Raw genomic sequence first — 18,668 nt, 5'->3', positions numbered from 1 at the left:
ACAGACCGTCTGTTCAGTCGGTCTGTTTTTTATTCCCGCTTATTTTCCCGCAAGGTCCCCATTCGTCATTTCTGTCCGTAGCGCAGCGCCATATCGGCGGCTTCTCTTTCGGCTTCTTCCTTCGTCAGCGCCTTTCCGCCGCCGGCCGACGCGGCGATGAAAAATATTTTCGCGAAAGTTTCCAGCATCGCGCAGCGCTCGGCAGCCTGCCGCATGTTCTCGCCGACGCAGAGCGCTCCGTGATTCGCCATCAACACGGCCGCACCGCTCCCGAGCGCCGCCGCGGCGTTTCGCGCGAGCTCCGGCGTACCTATCGGCGCGTATTGTGCAACGGGAATCTCTCCGCCGAACGTCACGGCCTGATTGTCGGTGAGGCAGGGCAGAGGAAGGCGCAGCGAGGCCGCGGCGGTAGCATATATCGAATGGGTGTGGGCGACCGCGCGGACGTCGGGGCGCATGCGGTAGACGGCGGCATGAAGCGCGCTCTCTATCGACGGCGTGCGGCTGCCTTCGAGTATCTCGCCGCCGAGGGAAAGCTTCGGCAGATCTCCCGGCGCCAGCAGCTCGTAAGCCATGCCGGAGGGCGTGATTATGAAGCCGCCTTCGCAGCGCGAGCTGAAATTTCCGCCCGTCCCCTGTACGAGGCCGCTTCGGTACATATCGACCGCGGTTTCGATTATTTCTTTCCTTATTTCGACGTCATTCATCGCTGCCCCTCTTTATTTTATTTGCGAGCGGTATCATCAGGATGTTCAGCGCCGCGAGCGCGAGGAATATCGCGGTGACGGGAAGCCCCGCCGAGAGCATCGCGGCGGACATCGCCGCGGCGGCGACCATCGCGAGCGAGGTCATCACGTTGAGCGACGCTATCACGCGCGACATATGAGTCGGCGGCGTCATCTTCTGAAGCATCGCGTACACCGGCACGCTGTAAAGTCCGCCGCCTGCGGCCGCCATCAGCATCGAGAAAATTATCCCGAAGGAGAGCGGCTGCGAGAGGAATTTCCCAAGAGAAAGAAGCGCTGAGCCTCGCCGAACGCCGAGGCTCAGCAGGTAAAGCGCGACGATGAAGACGCTCATCTCTATCAGGCTGAAAGCGAGATACCTGCCGCTGACGCGTCCCTTCAGCAGCCTGTTGCAGAGCACCGAGCCGGCGCCGACGCCGAGCGAGAATACCACGAGGAAGAAGGTCGAGACCTGCTCGTTGCCGCCCATCGAAAATTTGGTGAAGGTCGGGAGCTGCGTGAGGAAGACAGAGCCGAAGAAGTAGAACCAGCATATGCCGAGTATCGAAAGAAAGATGTTTTTATTCGACAGCGGATAGGAAAGCATTTCGCAGGTGGAGCGCAGCAGGCCGCCGCCGATAGCAAGCGACGGAGCCGCGGCCTCGGCCCTCGGGATGAAGCGCGATGAAATGTAGCCGACGAGCGCGACGCCGATGATTCCGGCAGAGATTTTCAGGCTGCCGCGCGACGACAGTATGAAGAGCCCGCCGAAGAGCGTGCCCGTTATTATCGCGATGTTCGTGCCGGCGCTGACGAGTCCGTTTCCGGCGACGAGCTCCTCCTCCCTCAGGTGCTGCGGAAGTATGCTGAACTTCAGCGGCCCGAAGAAGGTCGACTTCGTGCTGACCAGGAAGAGGGATAGGACGAGCAGCCAGAGGTTTTCGGCGATGAGCGCCGCGGCCGCGCCGCACATGATAAGTACTTCCGAGCCTCTAATTCTGCGAATCAGCGCGGATTTTTCAAACTTGTCCGCAAGCCGCCCCGCAAGCGACGAAAAGGGGATGTACGGCAGTATGTATATCCCGGAGACTGCGGTTATCAGCATCCCGGAGTCGAGCCCGTGCTCCTCCGCTAGGCGGAAGGTCACGAGCGTGACGAGCGCGTTTTTGAAAAGATTGTCGTTGAAGGCGCTCGCGAACTGCGTTATGAAGAGCGGCAGGAAGCGCCGCGTTTTTAAAAGGGAGAGCTGCGTCATAGAGTTTTTTACGGTTTGCCGACGTCGCCTAGCGAAATGCCGCGCGTGTGCTCAGTCTTCACCCAGTTGCCCTGGTCCTTCGCGAGGAAGGCGGCTTTAAAGAGTATCGGTATCCACGTCAGCCCGAACCAGAAGTAGGCGAAGGTGTCCTTCACGTAGCGCAGCGTGAACCTTTTCTCGTGGAACGAAGGGCCGGCTATCGCGCAGAGCAAGCAGAAGAAAATTATCGAAAAGAGGGGGAGCCCGAAGAAGAGCGTCCATTCGAGCGCTGACTGCGGAATATCCGAAGAGGGGTACAGCAGCATGTTGTTCACGAGCGTGAAGGCCATGCCCCCGATCATGATTATTATGCCGAGGCAGGACTTCACCGGCGCGAGCAGGTAGAGGAAGAGGTCGAGATATTGCAGGCGGCGCGTCACGAAGAAGGCCTTGAGCGCGTCCCAGCCGTAATGCCAGAAGACCCAGTAGTGACCCTGCATCCAGCGTGTGCGCTGGCGTCTCGACACCGCCATCTCCTGCGGCTTTTCGTCGTAGATTATCGCCGCGTCGTTCCAGTGCACGCGGCTGCCGGAAAGTATCAGTCGCGTCGACATTTCGAGGTCTTCCGTCAGGCTTTGCAGGTTCCAGCCGATTCTTTCGAGCGTCGCGGTGCGTATCACGAGCCCGGTGCCGCCGAGCGTGCAGGAGAGCCCCCACAGGCCGCGCGCCAGCTGCCAGAAGCGGTTCGTGAACCAGTAGGCCAGAGCGTAGGAGCGCGTCAGCCAATTGTCGTCGGGGTTCTTTACGTCGAGCACGCCCTGTATCGCCTCTGCCTCCGGGTGAAGCTCCATGTAGTTGTTCATCGACATCAGGAAGTTCTTGTCGGCCAAGTTGTCCGCGTCGAACATCGCCAGCGCGTCCACCTCTTCGAAAGGGATTTTCGTCAGGGCCCAGCGGACGTTCCACGTCTTGCCGTTGTGCTCCCTGTCGAAGCGTTCGAGCGCGGCCGCGCCGTGCGCGCGGACGATCTCGGCGGTGTCGTCGGTGCAGTTGTCGCACGACGCGTAGACCTTATAGCAATTCTTCGGGTAATTCTGCCCGGCCAGGCTGTCCAGGAGCGGCGCTATGACCGCCGCTTCGTTGTGCGCCGGCACGAGCACCGCAAACCTGCGGTAGCGCTTCGCCTGCGGCAGCTTTTTCTGGCTCCAGAAGCCGCGGAAACTTACGATCAGCTGATATATACCGTCGCACATCAGCGCCGTGAGGAAGGTGTAGAGGACAAACTGTATGATCCACCAGCCCCACCAGATAAGCCAGTAAAATAATTCAGTCCTGTTCATCGAGGCCACCTCTGTTTTCTGCATACAGGGTTATGATACCCTTCAAAACAGCGAATTACAATCTTATTCTTATCTTTTTATGATTTCGTTAATTAAATTGTTCTCTAAAATCAGATCGTTGTAGCGCAGGCGGCGCTCGGCCTCGTCGGTCTGAGCCAAAAAATCCTTCGCGTCCGCGGCCGCGCCGGTCGAAAGGTCGGTCGCCCTTCCAGCAGCGGGCTCGACGAAGACGTCGCCGGCAATGTAGCTCCCGTTGCGGAAGACGACGAACTCGTCGGATTTTTCGGAGAGGAGGTCGCTGCCGAATGTCGTCTCGATGTTCAGCCCGAGCAGCGCCGAGACGGTGGGCAGTATATCCATCTGCCCGCAGTTGCGCAGATATACGCGCGGAGATTTCGCGCTCTCCGGCGTGCGCAGCATCATCGCGACGCGGCGCGTCATCTTCCAGTCGACGGCGCCGTCGATCTTGCCGCCGAAGAGCCTTTCGAGCTCCTCTTTATGCGCGGCCGGGATCGCCGGGTGGTCGCCGTAGACGGCTATGACGCATTTGTCGAGCAGCCCGCCGGCGCGCAGCCCCTCGACGAACATTCCGAACTGCCTGTCGAAATAATTCAGCGAGAGAAGATAATTGCCTATCAGAGTGTCCTTCAGCGCGCCCGGCAGAGGCAGGGAGTCCTTGGGGATACCCTCGAAGTCGAAGGGGTGATGGCTCGAAAGAGTCACGATGAAGCAGTAGAAGGGAGAGCGCATCCCCCGCATTATTTCGAGCGCATGCCCGAATATCACCCTGTCGCTCAGGCCGAGCCCGATCGCCTCGTCGTCGGGGTAGCTGTTCTGGCTGTACTGTTTGTTGAACCAGAGCTTAGGGTGCATCCTGTGGCAGTTCCAGAAGGCGCTCTTAGTCCCCTGCACGACGACGGCGCGCGCTCCGCGCGCGCGCATCGCGCGGGCGAGCGAGTTGTAGTCGTTTTCGGCGTATAGGGAGTACGCGGCTCCCGACGCCGCGGGGAAAAGCCCCGTGTTCGCCATTAACTCCGCGTCGGCGCTGTTGCCGCCGGCGGCCTGGCTCCAGGCGTTGGGGAAGTAGTAGCATTCGTTTTTGAAGCGGTTCAGATTCGGCGTCACGGGGACGCCGTCTATCTCAAGGTCGACCGCGAAGTACTGCAGGGCCTCGCACTGCACGAAAATCAGGTTTTTCGCTCGCGTCTTGGGGCGTCCGCGCGCGGCGCGCCCGGCAAACCAACGGGAAATTTCGTCGACCGTGTCGCAGGGCACATGTTTCGGCGTCAGCAGTTCGCGTGAGAGCGATACGAAATCCCACCAGTGGAACGTCGCGGAGCTGACCCACGCGCAGACCGATAGGCGGTCGTACATAGCGTTGATGATGTTCGGACGGAATCTTTTCAGATGCCAGCAGGCGGCGCACTGCACGATGATCGAAACGATTATGAGCGCCGCCGCGGCCCTGAATTTCACTTTTCTCGTTTCGCCGAAGACGACGCGGAGCCTTCCGCTCTTCAGCAGCCACAGCAAAAGGGGGATGTCGGCGAATATGAGCACGTCCCACGGCTTGAGCAGCGCCCAGATCGATTTGGTTATCAGCCCGGTCTGCGGCAGCAGCAGCAGGTCGTGAAATATGAATATGTCGCCGTAGTAGCGCACGAAGAGCCTGTCGGTCATCACCAGCGCCGAGAGCAGCAGATCGAATATCAAGAGCGCTGCGGCGCAGCGCTTCTTCGGCACGAAGGCGAGCGGGACTGTGAGGCATATTATCGCGCCGAGCGACGGCAAACATACCGCGAGAGCGCGCGCGGTATGGCGCAGCACGTGGAAGGACGACGAGCCGAACGAAGGCCAGTTCAGCACGTCGGCTATCGCGTAGTCGACGCTGAAAAATTTCAGCCAGATGGCCGCGAAGAGCAGCGCGGTGAAATGCCAGCCGTTCAGCTCTAGGGGGGAAGCCTTCGTCGGGAGCCTCATCGCGCGGATTCCTTTCCCCCTTCGAGCATCCGCGGCATAAGGTCGTACTCGAGAATCCTGTCGCTCACGGCTAAGGTCTTTTTCACGGCTTCGCCCATTCCCTCGTATTCGCCGTAGTCCGCGCTTTCGCCGCTCCTCACGTTCACGGCGCTCTTGCTCTGCGGCGCGACGAAGACGTCGCCCGCCATGAACGAGCCGTTTCTGAATATCACCGGGCGCTGCGCGCCGTCGAACATGTCCGCGCCCAGCCCGTATCTGAAATCGAAGCCTAAGAGCAGCGCGAGCGTGCGCGGGAGATTTATCACGCCGAAAGAATTATTTGCGCTTACGGGCAGCTTTTTGACGCCCGGGACGTTTATCATCAAAGGCACGCGCTGCGTGTAGCGCCAGTTGTGATCCTTAGAGAAGTCTACGCCGAGCAGCCTTGAAAGCGCCGGCGAATCCCAGCGCGGTATCGCCGTGTGGTCTCCGTATACCGCTACGACGCTGCCGTCGTAAAGGCCGGAGGCCTTCAGCCCCTTGACGAACTCGCCGAATTCGCGGTCGAGATAGTGTATCGCGCTCAGATAGTTGCCGACGACCGTGCCCCTGTATCCGTCGATGCTGAAATCCGCGCGCTTGGCGAGCGCCTCCCAGTTGAAGGGGTAATGGCTCGAAAGGGTTACGAGGAAGGCGTAGAAGGGCTGCTTCTCGTTTTTCAGCATCGCCAGCGACTGCGTGAAGAAGCTTTTGTCGCTCAGCCCCATGCCTATGACCTCGTCCACACTGTAATCTTTTTTGCTTACGAAGCGCTCGAAGCCGAGCGCCGGATACATGTGTCCCCTGTTCCAGAAGCCGGCCTTGTCGCCGTGCATCGCGATCGCCCTGTAGCCTCTCTCTCTGAGGAATTTCGGCAGGGCCTCGTAGCTGTTGCCGGCGAAGCGCGTGTAGGCGACTCCGGCCGAAGCGGGGTAGAAGGCCGCGTTCGCGAGGAATTCGGCGTCGGAGCTGTTGCCGGAGCTGGTCTGATTGTAGGCCGAGCCGGCGAAGGAAACGGAGCGCGCGAACTCGTTGAGGTTAGGCGTCACTTCGCGTCCCAGGAACTTCAGCCCTATCACGAACTGCTGAAGGGATTCGACCTGGATCACTATCAGGTTTTTGCCTATAGCTGCGCCGAATACGCCTTTCGGAACGCTGAAGGAAGCACGCTGAGCGTCGTACCATTCCTTCGCTTCGTTTACCTCGCTTTCCGAGAGCGTGCGCTTATTCGCCCGGTCTCGCGCCGCGTTCCAGGTGTCGGCGAGGCGGTAGGTGACGGCCCCGACGTTGTTGCAGACGGCCGGGCGGTCCCACATCGAGCGCAGCACGCCTCGGATTTTTTTGTTGTAGCTGTGGACGCGGTAGGCGATCGCCGACGACGAAAGCGCGAGCAGCAGCGCCGCACAGGCTAAGCGCCTGCTTGTGACGGCGCGGAAGAAGGGATGCACCGATATCCGCCGGAATATCCTGTAATAGAGGTAGAGCAGAGGGATGTCGGCGAAGTAGAGGAGATCCTTCGTCGAGAAGAGCGCGAAGACCGATTCCGAGACGTCGCCGACCTGAGCAGAGAGCCCGATGTTGTGGAAGGAGAAGAGGTCGGAGTAGTAGCGCATATGCAGCACGTCGGTCAGCACGAGCAGCGAAAGAAGAAGGTCGCAGGCGAGCGACAGCGGCAGGCGCGCCCTCCTCCAGGCGAGCGAAAGCAGCGTGACCGCCAGGACGCAGAAGGCGGCGGAGGCCGCGACGGAGATAGGCTGCCTCGTTACGCGTCCCGATACCTCGCCCTCTAAGAAATAAAATTTCAGAAAGAGCGACAGCGCCATGAAGGCGAAGAAGATGAACTCGCGGTAATCGCGCCCCGCCCGGCGGTAGACCGCCCTCGATGCAAGGAGGTGATTCATTTGTCTGTCAAACCTATTCACAGCGTCCATAGATAGCGTTCATTTCCCTGTAAAGGCGTCCGATCTCGGCCGCCTCGTCAAGCTCGCCCGGCAGCAGGCGCCAGCGCCAGCTCCCGTTCTTGAGCGACGGGGTGTTCATCCGGCACTCCGAGCCGAGCCCGAGTATGTCCTGCATCGGTATCACCGCGGTGTCGGCCGTCGACGACAGCGCCATGCGCGCCATTGCGCGCGCGGCGTTTTCTTCCGTTATCTCCGCGCCCGTGTAGGCGGTGAAATTTTTTTTCTCCGCCTCCGACGCGCCCTCTTTCCACCAGCCGCGCACCGTGTCGTTGTCGTGCGTGCCCGTGTAGACCACCGAACGCCGCGGGAGGTTGTGCGGCAGATAGGGGTTGTCCGCGCCGCCGCCGAAGGCGAACATCAGCACCTTCATGCCGGGCAGCGCGAAATCTTCCATCAGCGCGCGCACGTCGTCGGTGATGACCCCGAGGTCCTCGGCTACGAGCGGCAGCTCCGCCGCGCCGACGTCGGCGCGTAAGGCGGAGAGCATTTCGCGCCCGAGCGCCGGACGCCAGCTGCCCTGCGCCGCGGTCTCTCCGTCGGCGGGGACCTCCCAGTACGCGCATAGGCCGCGGAAGTGGTCTATCCGCACAGCGCCGCAGTGCTTCAGCGTATGCGACATGCGCGCGCGCCACCAGCGGAAGCCGTCGCGCTTCATAGCGTCCCAGTTATAGAGCGGATTGCCCCACAGCTGCCCTGTCTTGCTGAAATAATCCGGCGGTACGCCCGCCTTGCCGCGAAGCGTCCCATCCTCGTTCAGATCGAAGAGCTCGCGGTTCGCCCAGACGTCGGCGCTGTCCCACGCGACGTATATCGGCATATCGCCGAAGAGGGTCACGCCGAGCCGCGCACAGCAGTCGGAAAGCGCCGAGAGCTGCCTGTAAAAGAGGAACTGCGCGAACTTTACGAAAAGTATTTCTCCGCCGCGCCGCCGCGCGAACTCCGCAAGCGCCGCCTCGTCGCGGAAGGCGAAACCGCGCGGCCACCGCGCCCAGCATCTACCGCAATTTTCTTCTTTCAGAACGCGGAAGAGCGCGTAATCCGCAAGCCAGAAGTCTTCTTCCGACAGGAAGCGCTCGAAGTCGGCTCGCATTTCCGCGAAGCGTCCGCGCGCTTCGCGGAAATTTTCCCACGCCGCCCGCAGCAGCTCCTTCCGGCAGGAAGAGGCTCGTCCGAAATCGGCGCGCCTTTCTGAAGCGGTCTTGAATCTTTCCTCCTCTTCGCGCGAGATCAGCCCCTCTTCGCGCAGCAGCTCGGGGCTGACGAAGAGATAATTCCCCGCGAAGGCGGAGGGCGAGCTGTACGGTGAATCGCCGAGCGCGGGATCGGTCGGAGAGAGAGGCAGTGTCTGCCAGAGCGAGAAGCCGGCGCCGCTGAGGAAGCGCGCGAAAGCCCGCGCGCCTTCGCCTAAGTCTCCGCAGCCGAAACGCCCCGGCAGCGACGATATATGCATAAGAACCCCGCTCCTGCGTATGCCAGCCAAACAAAGACCTCCGATGAATCATAATACACAGTTCCAGTATTATACACGCAAAAGGCTCAGGAGGCAGCAAAGGAGCGCCGCGTCATCTTTTCCTGCGCATCACAAAATTCACACAAAAGGGCTGTATAATAGTTCATTATGGTGGCCTTTTGCCCTTTTGCCGGGAGTGATGTTGTTTTATGAAAATTACCGAGCTGTCCCTGCGACGCCCCGTCACGGTCCTTATACTAACGATCGCCACTGTGGTGTTCGGCGTTTATTCATACAGGCATCTCGGCGTCGAGCGCATGCCGAACGTCGAATTCCCCATCGTCGTCGTGCGCACGGCGATGGAGGGCGCGAGCCCCGCGATCATCGACAACGACGTTACCGACGTGCTCGAGGCGCGCATAAATACGATAGAGGGAATCAAAAATCTGAGTTCGAGCAGCTACGAGGGGCGCTCCGTGATAGTCGTCGAGTTCGAGCTCGACAGAAACGTCGACTTCGCGGCGGCCGACGTGCGCGGCAAGGTCAGCATGGCGACGAACAGCCTTCCCGACGACTGCGACGATCCGCAGGTCGACAAATTCGACCCCTCTGACCGTCCGATAATGAACATCGCCGTCAAAAACGACGGGCGCGCCGATATGAAAGCTCTGTCGCGCTTCGTCGACAAGATCGTCACCGAGCGCCTGCAGACGGTCAGGGGCGTCGGCGGCGTCCAGCTGGCCGGCTTCCGCGACCGCGAGATGCGCGTCTGGCTGAGGCCGAAGGACCTCGAAAATTACCGGCTGACGACTAAGGACATCAAGAACGCGATATACAACAAACACGTCGAACTTCCGGCGGGGAGGGTCGAGACCGGCACGCGGGAGTACGGCATAAGAATCGAAGGGGAATACTCCTCGGCCGCGGAGCTCGAATATCTGCCGGTCGCGGTGAGGAACGGCGCGGTGATACGGCTGCGCGACGTCGCGCGCATAGAGGACGGCTTCGAGGACAAGCGCAGCGGCTCGCTCTACGAGGGCAGGCCGACGATAATGGTCATGATACGCAAGCAGAAGGGCGCGAACGAAGTCTTCCTCTCGCGCCTCGTCAGGGAAAGGGTCGGGGAGCTGAACAAAATAGCGCCGCCGGGCGCGAATCTCGTCGTCGTGGCGGACAACGCGAAATTCATCGTCAATTCGATGAACGGCGTCTTCTGGGACATCGTCGCTTCCATATGCCTCACCTCAATAATCATGTTCCTCTTCCTGCGCACGATTCGCGCGACCTTCGTCGCGGTCATCACGATACCCGTCTGCCTGCTCGGCAGCATGTCGGTGCTCTACTGGATGGGCATCACGATAAACAACATGTCGATGATGGGGCTGTCGCTCGCGGTCGGCATGGTCGTCGACGCGACCACAGTCGTCATGGAAAACATCTCGCGCCACAAGGAGGGCGGAAAGAGCGCCTTCCGCGCCGCCGAGGACGGCACGGGAGAGGTCGCCTTCGCGGTGCTGGCGGGGGCCGCGACGACCCTTGCGGTTTTCGTGCCCGTCGCCTTCATGGGCGGCATGATGGGGCGCTTCTTCAACTCCTTCGGCGTCACCGTCGCGACGACGATCTCCATCTCTCTGCTGATCTCTCTGACTCTGACGCCTTTCCTCTGTTCGCGCATCCTCGGCCGCGGCAGAGAGCCTTCGCCGCTTCAGCGCAGGATGGAGTATCCCTTCCTCTGGCTTGAGTCGCGCTACCGCGCGGCGCTCGGCTTCGCGGTCCGTCACAGAAAGAGCGTGATGGGCGCAGCGCTCGGGCTGTTTATACTCGGCATCGCCTTCGCCTCGTCGCTCGGCACCGAGTTCTTCCCCAGCGAGGACCAAGGACGCCTGCGCGTACAAGTCGAGCTGCCGGCCGACACCGCGCTCGAAGTCACGGAGCAGGTCACGAAGGAAATGGTCGATATGATTCAGCAGGACGACGCCGTCGCCTACACCTACGGGGTAGTGGGCAGCGGCGCCGGCGAAGAGATTTACAAGTCCACGCTGAATATAGAACTGATAGACAGGCATCTGCGCCCGCGCGCCGCCGTAGTCATGAAGAGGCTGCGCGAAAAGCTCGTGCGCTTCCGCGACGCCGACATAAAGATGGGGACGTGGGGCGGCTCCGACATCACGCTCGTCATACAGGGGCCGACGAGCGAAGCCCTCGCCGATCTCGGGGAGCTGATCAAAAAAGATCTCGCCGAACATGCGCGCGGGCTCGTAGACATAACGACGGACCTTCAGATGAAAAAGCCGCGCATAAACCTTGCGCTGAACCGCGCGTTGGCCGACGACCTCAACATAAGCATACGCGACCTGTCGGACGAGATGCTGACCTGGTTCGCCGGAGACAAGAGCGGCTCCTTCAACGAGGGCGGCTACCGCTACGACATAACGATACGCGCCGAGAAGGAGGGGCGCGACGATCCGGAAAAGGTTTTAAAGACTCTCATCACGACTAAGGGCGGCAAGACGATCCCCGCCGAGGGAATCGTGAAAAGCTCCATCGGCAACGCTCCCAACGTTATAAAGAGATACAACCGCCAGCGCTCGCTGCAGATAGGGGCGAACGTGGAGGGGATATCCCCCGGCGACGGGATAAAAATAATGGAGGAAGTCTTCAGAAAGTACGCGCCGCAGGACGGAACATACAGCATGGTGCCGGCCGGCGACTCCGAGCATATGAAGGAGAGCTTCGGCTACATGAGCACCGCGCTCGTCTTCGCGATAATCCTCGTCTACATGGTGATGGCGATACAGTTCGAATCGTTCGTCCATCCCTTCACGGTGATGTTCTCCCTGCCTCTGATGACGGCCGGCTCCTTCGGCCTGCTCGCGCTGACGGGGCTGCGCCTTTCGGTGATGAGCTTCATGGGCATCATCCTTTTGGTCGGGGTCGTCGTCAACAACGCGATATTGCTGGTAGACTTCATCAACCAGCTGCGCGCCGCCGGCGACGACAAGGTTGCGGCGGTCGTCAAGGCCGGGCCGCTGCGCCTGCGCGCCATACTTATGACGACGGTCTCGACGATGATGGGCTCGCTGCCCGTCGCGCTCGCGCTCTCGGAGGGAGGCGAGACGAGGCAGCCGATGTCCGTCGCGGTCATAGGAGGGCTCTTCACGTCGACGCTGCTGACGCTCTTCGTCATCCCGGTCGTCTATCTGATACTCGACGACGCAATGGACTGGTCGCGCGTCAGGCTGCGCCGCTACAGCGCATACAGGAGACTGAAACGACAGGGGGGAGGCGTCAGATGAAGATGAAAAAATGTCTCGCGGCCGCGCTCGCGGCCTTCGCGCTCTGCTCCGCCGCGCAGGCGGAGCGCACGCCGCTTTGCATCGGCGAGGCGCTGCGGATCACGCTCGAAAACAACGCCGAATTGAAAAGCCTAAGGCAGGAGCTCGCCAAGGCCGACGCCTTCAAAATAAAGGCCGACGGCACGCTGCTGCCGTCCCTGTCGTTTTCCGCCGCGGCCGACGCGCAGCGCGAGCCTCAAACAGCGGACGGCTCGGAGAGAAGCAGCGGCAGGAGCGCGGCGGTCTCGCTCGAACAGGAGATATACTCCGGCGGCAAAAACAGCGCGATGCGCGCTCAGGCGCCTCAGCTGAAGACGATCGCCGAGATGGCCATAGCCGACGCCGAAAACGGTGCGGCAGGTGAGCTTTACGCGAGATTCTACAACGTCTCTCTGAAGAAAAAGCAGATAGAGGCCGAAGAGGCCGCGGTGGCGACGTCGGAGCTGCATCTGAAGCAGGTCAAGAAAATGGCGGAGCTCGGCCTCGCGAACAAGCTTGAAGTGATGCGCGCCGGCCAGCAGCTCGCGGAAAATTCGGCAGACCTCGCGACGGCGCGCGGGCTTTACGAAAACGCGCTGATCTCTCTGATGAACTACATGGGGATAGAGCCGCGGGAGGCGCGCGAAGTTTCCGGCGACCTCTACGAGCCGGCCGTCTCGGGAGACAAGGCGGCGTCGCTTTTGCTCGCGCAGCGCTTCCGCGCCGACAGGAAACGCCTTGAGGAGCAGATCCGCTATCAGGAAAACCAGATAAAGATCGAAAGAAGCGCGATGCTGCCGAAGGTCACAGCGGGACTCTCAAGCGGCTGGTCCAACCCCTACCGCCAGAGGGACGAGAGCGGCGACACGTGGCGCGCGCAGATATCCCTCGCCGTGCCCATTTTCGACAGAAACGCCGCGCGCAGCACCGTGATCTCGGCAAAAGCCGTGCAGGAGCAGAACAGAATAGCGCTCGAACAAAAGGAGCTCGATATAAAATCCGAAGTCGAGAGCGCGTGGAGCGACATAACGACGAGCCGCAAGAGCATGAGGGCGCAGGAAAAAGCCCTCGAACTCGCGAAGGAGACGCTGCGTCTCGCCGAAGTCGGCTACCGCGAAGGGGTCACGCCGCAGCTCGACCTGCTCGACGCGCAGTCCGGGCTCACGCTCGCGCAGCTCGAATACAACCGCGCGCTTTACAACTGCCTAATCGCCTCCGTCGCGCTCAAGGTGACGGAGGGGACGATCTCTGAATGGAATGGAGAGAGCGATTAACATGTCCGTCGTCAAACTTCCGAGCAAAAACACAGCAGCAGCCATCCTCGTCGTTATCGTGCTGACAGCCGGCATCGGCGTCTACAGCAGGCGCGAGACGCTTTTCGCCGAGAAAGAAAAGGGGGAATCCGCGCCCGCCGGCGTGATAGTGAAGACCGAAAAAATCGCCGCAGATAAAACGATATCCGACAAGATCGTGCAGAACATGTCGATCGAAGCGGAAAAGCGCGTGAAGCTCCTGCCACGCGTCACGGGCAGATTGCTTTCGCTCTCGGTGAAGACCGGCGACAGCGTGCGCAGGGGGCAGCAGCTCGGCGTGCTCGAGCACGAGCAGCAGGACGCGCTGATACTTTCAACCGCCGCGCAGGCCGCTTCGGCGCGCGCCGACAGCGAAAAGGCCAGGGCGCAGATGCAGAACGCTAAGACGAACGTCGAACGCTACCGCAGGCTCGAAAAGGAGGGCTTCAGCACGCAGCAGCAGCTCGACGCGATGGAGACCGAATACGCGAGCGCTGCTGCGGCGTACAGCGCCGCGCGCGCTAAAGAACGCCAATATGCGGCCGAATCCGCGCGCGTCGCTTCCGCGAAAGACGACTACATAATCCGCGCGCCGATGGACGGCGTAGTCCTCGACGACTACAGCCTGACCGCCGGCGCGATGATATCGCCGTCGTCGCCGGTGCTCGACATCGCCGACCTGCGCAGGCTGAAGGCGACGCTGAAAGTGCCGGAAGCGAAAATATTTTCCGTCAAACCGGGCATGCCGGTGCAGCTGCGCTTCGACGCTCTACCCGGCGAGACCTTCGAAGGCAGCGTCTCGCGAATCGACCAATATGTAGATCCCGAGACGCGCACGAGCAGCGTCGAGATATCGCTCGACAACGAGAGACAGGCGGGCGGCAGGCTGCGCCCCGGAATGTTCGGCGACGCCGCGATAATAGAAAGAGAATACAGGAACGCCGTCACAGTGCCGGAGGGGGCGCTTCACAGCGGCGACGGCGGCAGCTATCTCTTCGTCGTGAAGGAAGGCAGGGCCGAAATGCGCGAAGTCGTCGCCGGCGTGAGGGAGGGCGCGCGCGTTCAGATAACGAAGGGGCTTGCGCCGGGCGAGGAAGTCGTCACCTTCGGGGGCAACAGCCTGACCGGCGGCGAAGAGGTCTCGGTGCAGAACTGATCGCCGCTTCAAGCGGCGGCTTTTTATAAAGCTTACCTTTTGCGTCCGCACACGAAGACGCTGCGCGGCGTCTTCGTATAAAAATAAAAACCCGCGCGCGAGCCGCTAAGAGCCCGCGCCTTCACTGCCTTACTCCGGCCCCCGGCTCGAACATCAGGACCGCGTACGGTATCGGGCGTTCCCTGTCGCTCGCGTTGCTCGGAAGAGAGAAGGTCATGCCGCGCCACCAGAGCGAGCTTGAGCCGCCTCCGTCAAGGTTCAGCGCCTCCGTCAGCGAGAGTTGCGCACAGAATTTCCGCAGCTCCTCTATCGTCATGCCGACGCTGTGCATACTGTCGCGGCCGTCGACGACGCCCCAGAATACGCGCCTGCCGTTCGAGCCGACGAAGGTGCGCGGATGGCGGAAGTTCAGCACGTTCGGATGCACCTTTTCGCTGTTCGGAGCAGGCACGCCGCCCTTCACGAGCAACGGGCCGGCCTGCAGCACCTCGGTGAATTTGTCGAAGCTGTGGTCGTTCGAAATGCTCGCCGTGACCCTGCCGTCGATGAAGACGTATTCGCCCCTTTCATTCCAGCCGAAGGCCGAACGGTTCGGCCAGAACTTGGCGCTGTCGGTGTAGCCCTGCCGGCGCAGTACGCCTATCGGCTTCACTCCGGCGAAGTATCCGCCGTTTATCCCCCCGACGACGCCAAAATTCTCCACCGCGATCGTCGCCAGCGGCGCCTTATTCGCACCGACCATGACCGCGGTCGCTATCTGGCAGGGAATGCTTTTCATGTCCACCGCGAGCAGCGCCGCGAACATCGGCTCGTTGACGCCCTTCTTCATGTCGCCGTTCGCCGGGCCGGCGGGATTCCCGACGCCGCGCTTTATCATTATGAGCTCCGTGCCGTTCCACGCGAATGAGGCCTTCCAATGAACGCTCTTTGCGCATTCCACGAGCCAATCGGAAGCCTCCTTGAGCGCCTCGGCGCCGAGCGGCTCGTCGAGCGCCGAGGCGAGCGCCTCCGGCGGCCTCGGCGAGATGGTGCGCGCCAAATACGAGATCCCCTCGGCCTCCGGCCACTCCGGCAGGATGCCGATCTGATCCACCGCCTTAATGACGAAATCCCAGCCCATCGCTTCAAAGCAGAGCCGCAGCGCGTCGCCGCGCGTCAGCGCGCCGTCGTACTGCGAAAAATATTTCTGAGGCACCTCGTGCCCCAGCGCCCTGAAAACTACCGACTTCAGCTCTTCGGCCGTCACCGCCGTCACCGGAGCCGCGCGGAGCGCGCCCGCAGCCGCGGCGAACGAGGCCGCGATGACGAACGCTTTTCTGACCGCTTTGTTAGCAAAAAATTTTTTCATCGCATTACCTTCGACGCTTTCTTAGTTGATCGCGCAATAGACGCGCGTTTAGATAATTTTACCATTTACCGCGCTACGCTTTTGAGCTTTTGACGCTTTTTGTCGTTTATTGATGAAATATTGATGCAAAGATTTTGACTCGGAGTTATACTTGTGATAAAGTTCCGATGGAGGGGCGTGGTAAAAATTTATCTTCAAATTAGTATAATTGTTCGGGGCATATATTAACATTTACAAAAAAAGAGCTGTCATTTTACGGTAAGTGTGATAAACTGTTAAAACAGTTAATTGTTGAGGACAGATTTTGCGCCCAAAAGGGGCGCTGCTTTAAATACAAAATTCAGGGAGCGTGTATGAATGTCATATCTCAGCGATATCGAAATAGCGCAGCGTACGCAGATGGAGCCGATAACGGAAGTGGCGAAGAAGCTCGGCATAGCGGAGGACGATCTTGAACTCTACGGCAGGTACAAGGCCAAGGTGACCTTCGACCTCTGGGAAAAGATCAAGGAGAGGGAGGACGGCAAACTCATCCTCGTCACCGCGATCACGCCGACCCCGGCGGGGGAAGGCAAGACGACCACCTCCGTCGGCCTCGCGCAGGCCCTTGCCAAGCTCGGCAAGAAGGCGACGCTCGCGCTGCGCGAGCCGTCGCTCGGCCCGGTCTTCGGCATAAAGGGAGGAGCGGCCGGAGGCGGCTACAGCCAGGTCGTGCCGATGGAAGACATAAACGTCCACTTCACGGGAGACTTCCATGCCGTCACCTCGGCGCACAACCTGCTCGCCGCGATGCTCGACAACTCCGTACAGCAGGGCAACCCCCTCAATATAGACCCGCGCAGGATAGAATTCAGGCGCGTGCTCGACATGAACGACAGGTCGCTGCGCAGCATAGTCATAGGGCTTGGAGGCAAAGCGAACGGAGTCCCGCGCGAAGACGGCTTCGACATCACGGTCGCCTCCGAAGTCATGGCCATCCTCTGCCTGTCGCAGGGAATAGAAGACCTCAAAGAGCGCCTCGGCAACATCATCGTCGCCTACACCTACGACGACAAGCCGGTGACGGCGAAAGACTTAGAAGCGCAGGGAGCGATGGCCATGCTCCTCAAAGACGCTATAAAGCCCAACCTCGTACAGACGCTCGAACACGTCCCCGCGTTCATCCACGGCGGCCCCTTCGCCAACATAGCGCACGGCTGCAACAGCGTAATGGCCACGAAATACGGCCTCAAATTAGCCGACTACTTCGTAACGGAAGCCGGCTTCGCCGCCGACCTCGGAGCGGAAAAATTCCTCGACATCAAATGCCGCTTAGCCGGCCTCAAGCCCTCGGCGGTAGTGATAGTAGCGACGATAAGGGCTTTAAAAATGCACGGCGGAGCCAAAAAAGAAGAGCTCGGCAAAGTAGACATGAAAACCCTGGAAGCCGGCATCCCCAACCTTGAGAAACACGTGGAAAACATCCTTTCATACGGCCTGCCCGCAGTGGTGGCCCTCAACGCCTTCCCGACCGACACGGAAGAAGAGCTCAAATTCATACAGGAAAAATGCGCCAGACTGGGCGTTCCGGTAGTAGAGTCCGACATCTGGGCCAAAGGAGGGGCCGGAGGGATAAAAATGGCGGAAAAAGTCATAGAGGCCTGCGAGAAACCCAACGCCTTCCACTACCTCTACGACGAAAAACAGAGTCCGAAAGAAAAAATCGAGAAGATAGCGACGGAAATATACGGAGCCGACGGAGTAGTCTACACCGACAAAGCGGAAAAAGACCTCAAGAAAATCCACGAACTCGGCAAAGACGAACTGCTCGTCTGCATGGCGAAGACCCAGGCGTCGATCTCGGACGACCCGAACAAAAAGGGACGTCCGACGAACTACAAGCTGACGGTGAGAGAAGTGCGGCTGTCGGCGGGAGCGGGCTTCATCATCCCAATAACGGGCTCCATCATGACGATGCCCGGCCTTCCGAAACGTCCGGCGGCCTGCGGCATAGACGTCGACGAAAACGGAAAGGTCTCCGGGCTGTTCTAAAAGTCGAAAAAACATTTGAGGCCACAGCGAAAGCGGGGACCCTTCAGGGGCCCCGCTTTCACGCGTTTGGCCGCACTGTAACTGTAAAGTAAGACAATAAAAAAAAGAGAGGAAGATGTAGTCATCTTCCTCTCATTCAAATTACACCGGCGCCGACCTGCTCTCCCACGGATACCCTCCGCAGTACCATCGGCGATGGGGCGCTTAACTGCCGGGTTCGGCATGGGACCGGGTGTCTCCGCCCCTCCATTGGCACCGGAAGCTTATATGCCTTATGCTTTAAGGCTTATAAAGGATTTATGAGGTTAAGGCCTCGGCGTATTAGTACCGGTCGGCTCAAAGGGCGTTACCCTCTTACACTCCCGGCCTATCTATCCGGTCGTCTTCCGGACGCCTTACTTCCTATTACAGAATCAGGTATCTCATCTCGGGGACGGCTTCCCGCTTAGATGCCTTCAGCGGTTATCCTGACCGAACTTGGCTACCCAGCTTCTGCCCCTGGCGGAACAACTGGTTCACTAGCGGTTCGTCTATCCCGGTCCTCTCGTACTAAGGACGGCTCCCCTCAAATACCTTGCGCCCACAGTGGATAGGGACCGAACTGTCTCACGACGTTCTGAACCCAGCTCACGTACCGCTTTAATGGGCGAACAGACCAACCCTTGGGACCTGCTTCAGCCCCAGGATGCGATGAGCCGACATCGAGGTGCCAAACGCCGCCGTCGATAGGAACTCTCGGGCGGCATCAGCCTGTTATCCCCGGGGTAGCTTTTATCCGATGAGCGATGGCCTTTCCACTCAGGACCACCGGATCACTAG

At 60.2% G+C, this 18,668-nt stretch carries 11 protein-coding genes and 2 rRNA genes; 4 read left to right on the top strand and 9 right to left on the bottom strand.

Translation table 11 applies throughout. The annotated features are described in order from the left end of the window. Positions 1–65 precede the first annotated feature (65 nt). The 6 genes from EH55_RS00915 to malQ all read right to left on the bottom strand — a co-directional run bounded on the left by EH55_RS00915 (position 66) and on the right by malQ (position 8,738). Complete coding sequence (locus EH55_RS00915; protein ID WP_037974143.1) at positions 66–707, bottom strand: class II aldolase/adducin family protein; 642 nt, start codon at positions 705–707, stop codon at positions 66–68. After that, positions 700–1,980: an MFS transporter gene (locus EH55_RS00910; RefSeq protein WP_051682516.1), complete on the bottom strand. Its 1,281-nt coding sequence runs from the start codon at positions 1,978–1,980 to the stop codon at positions 700–702. Before EH55_RS00910 ends, EH55_RS00915 begins: the two co-directional genes overlap by 8 nt. 8 nt (positions 1,981–1,988) lie before the next feature. Beyond that, positions 1,989–3,299 (bottom strand): glycosyltransferase family 2 protein, encoded by a 1,311-nt coding sequence (locus EH55_RS00905; protein WP_051682515.1) that lies wholly within the window; start codon positions 3,297–3,299, stop codon positions 1,989–1,991. Between the two features lie 69 nt (positions 3,300–3,368). Then, positions 3,369–5,279, bottom strand: coding sequence for an LTA synthase family protein (locus EH55_RS00900; protein WP_051682514.1), 1,911 nt, complete (start codon positions 5,277–5,279; stop codon positions 3,369–3,371). Beyond that, on the bottom strand, positions 5,276–7,228 hold the full coding sequence (locus EH55_RS00895; protein WP_081839378.1) for an LTA synthase family protein: 1,953 nt from the start codon (positions 7,226–7,228) through the stop codon (positions 5,276–5,278). The genes EH55_RS00900 and EH55_RS00895 overlap by 4 nt, the downstream gene beginning before the upstream one ends. After that, complete coding sequence (gene malQ, locus EH55_RS00890; protein ID WP_141730457.1) at positions 7,212–8,738, bottom strand: 4-alpha-glucanotransferase; 1,527 nt, start codon at positions 8,736–8,738, stop codon at positions 7,212–7,214. The genes EH55_RS00895 and malQ overlap by 17 nt, the downstream gene beginning before the upstream one ends. Before the next feature lie 179 nt (positions 8,739–8,917). Between malQ and EH55_RS00885 the strand changes: the two genes are divergently transcribed. Genes EH55_RS00885 through EH55_RS00875 form a run of 3 tightly spaced genes read left to right on the top strand, consistent with a single transcriptional unit; the run spans position 8,918 to position 14,470 of the window. After that, on the top strand, positions 8,918–12,004 hold the full coding sequence (locus EH55_RS00885; RefSeq protein WP_037974142.1) for an efflux RND transporter permease subunit: 3,087 nt from the start codon (positions 8,918–8,920) through the stop codon (positions 12,002–12,004). Continuing rightward, positions 12,001–13,296, top strand: a complete 1,296-nt coding sequence (locus EH55_RS00880) for a TolC family protein (protein ID WP_037974141.1) — start codon at positions 12,001–12,003, stop codon at positions 13,294–13,296. The genes EH55_RS00885 and EH55_RS00880 overlap by 4 nt, the downstream gene beginning before the upstream one ends. Then, positions 13,280–14,470 (top strand): efflux RND transporter periplasmic adaptor subunit, encoded by a 1,191-nt coding sequence (locus tag EH55_RS00875; protein ID WP_070113644.1) that lies wholly within the window; start codon positions 13,280–13,282, stop codon positions 14,468–14,470. The genes EH55_RS00880 and EH55_RS00875 overlap by 17 nt, the downstream gene beginning before the upstream one ends. Before the next feature lie 121 nt (positions 14,471–14,591). Here EH55_RS00875 and EH55_RS00870 read toward each other — a convergent pair whose 3' ends face one another. Next, positions 14,592–15,818 (bottom strand): phosphodiester glycosidase family protein, encoded by a 1,227-nt coding sequence (locus tag EH55_RS00870; protein WP_037974138.1) that lies wholly within the window; start codon positions 15,816–15,818, stop codon positions 14,592–14,594. 357 nt (positions 15,819–16,175) lie between these two features. Here EH55_RS00870 and EH55_RS00865 point away from each other — a divergent pair, with 357 nt between their 5' ends. After that, the gene (locus EH55_RS00865) at positions 16,176–17,849 is read left to right on the top strand and encodes a formate--tetrahydrofolate ligase (protein ID WP_037974137.1); all 1,674 of its coding nucleotides are present in this window, start codon (positions 16,176–16,178) and stop codon (positions 17,847–17,849) included. 144 nt (positions 17,850–17,993) lie between these two features. Here EH55_RS00865 and rrf read toward each other — a convergent pair. Both rrf and EH55_RS00855 read right to left on the bottom strand, forming a co-directional pair. Beyond that, positions 17,994–18,109, bottom strand: a 5S ribosomal RNA gene (rrf, locus tag EH55_RS00860). A 41-nt stretch (positions 18,110–18,150) separates the two neighbouring features. After that, positions 18,151–18,668: ribosomal RNA gene (locus EH55_RS00855) — 23S ribosomal RNA — on the bottom strand; the annotation flags it as partial.

It is taken from the genome of Synergistes jonesii, from assembly GCF_000712295.1.
GTDB classification, from domain to species: domain Bacteria; phylum Synergistota; class Synergistia; order Synergistales; family Synergistaceae; genus Synergistes; species Synergistes jonesii.
This window is presented reverse-complemented; position numbering and strand designations above follow the sequence as displayed.

Excerpts from the sequence above, each read along its gene's own strand:
- EH55_RS00915 (WP_037974143.1), bottom strand. The coding sequence starts at position 707 with ATGAATGACGTCGAAATAAGGAAAGAAATAATCGAAACCGCGGTCGAT.
- EH55_RS00910 (WP_051682516.1), bottom strand. The coding sequence starts at position 1,980 with ATGACGCAGCTCTCCCTTTTAAAAACGCGGCGCTTCCTGCCGCTCTTC.
- EH55_RS00905 (WP_051682515.1), bottom strand. The coding sequence starts at position 3,299 with ATGAACAGGACTGAATTATTTTACTGGCTTATCTGGTGGGGCTGGTGG.
- EH55_RS00900 (WP_051682514.1), bottom strand. The coding sequence starts at position 5,279 with ATGAGGCTCCCGACGAAGGCTTCCCCCCTAGAGCTGAACGGCTGGCAT.
- EH55_RS00895 (WP_081839378.1), bottom strand. The coding sequence starts at position 7,228 with ATGGACGCTGTGAATAGGTTTGACAGACAAATGAATCACCTCCTTGCA.
- EH55_RS00885 (WP_037974142.1), top strand. The coding sequence starts at position 8,918 with ATGAAAATTACCGAGCTGTCCCTGCGACGCCCCGTCACGGTCCTTATA.
- EH55_RS00880 (WP_037974141.1), top strand. The coding sequence starts at position 12,001 with ATGAAGATGAAAAAATGTCTCGCGGCCGCGCTCGCGGCCTTCGCGCTC.
- EH55_RS00875 (WP_070113644.1), top strand. The coding sequence starts at position 13,280 with ATGGAGAGAGCGATTAACATGTCCGTCGTCAAACTTCCGAGCAAAAAC.
- EH55_RS00870 (WP_037974138.1), bottom strand. The coding sequence starts at position 15,818 with ATGAAAAAATTTTTTGCTAACAAAGCGGTCAGAAAAGCGTTCGTCATC.
- EH55_RS00865 (WP_037974137.1), top strand. The coding sequence starts at position 16,176 with ATGTCATATCTCAGCGATATCGAAATAGCGCAGCGTACGCAGATGGAG.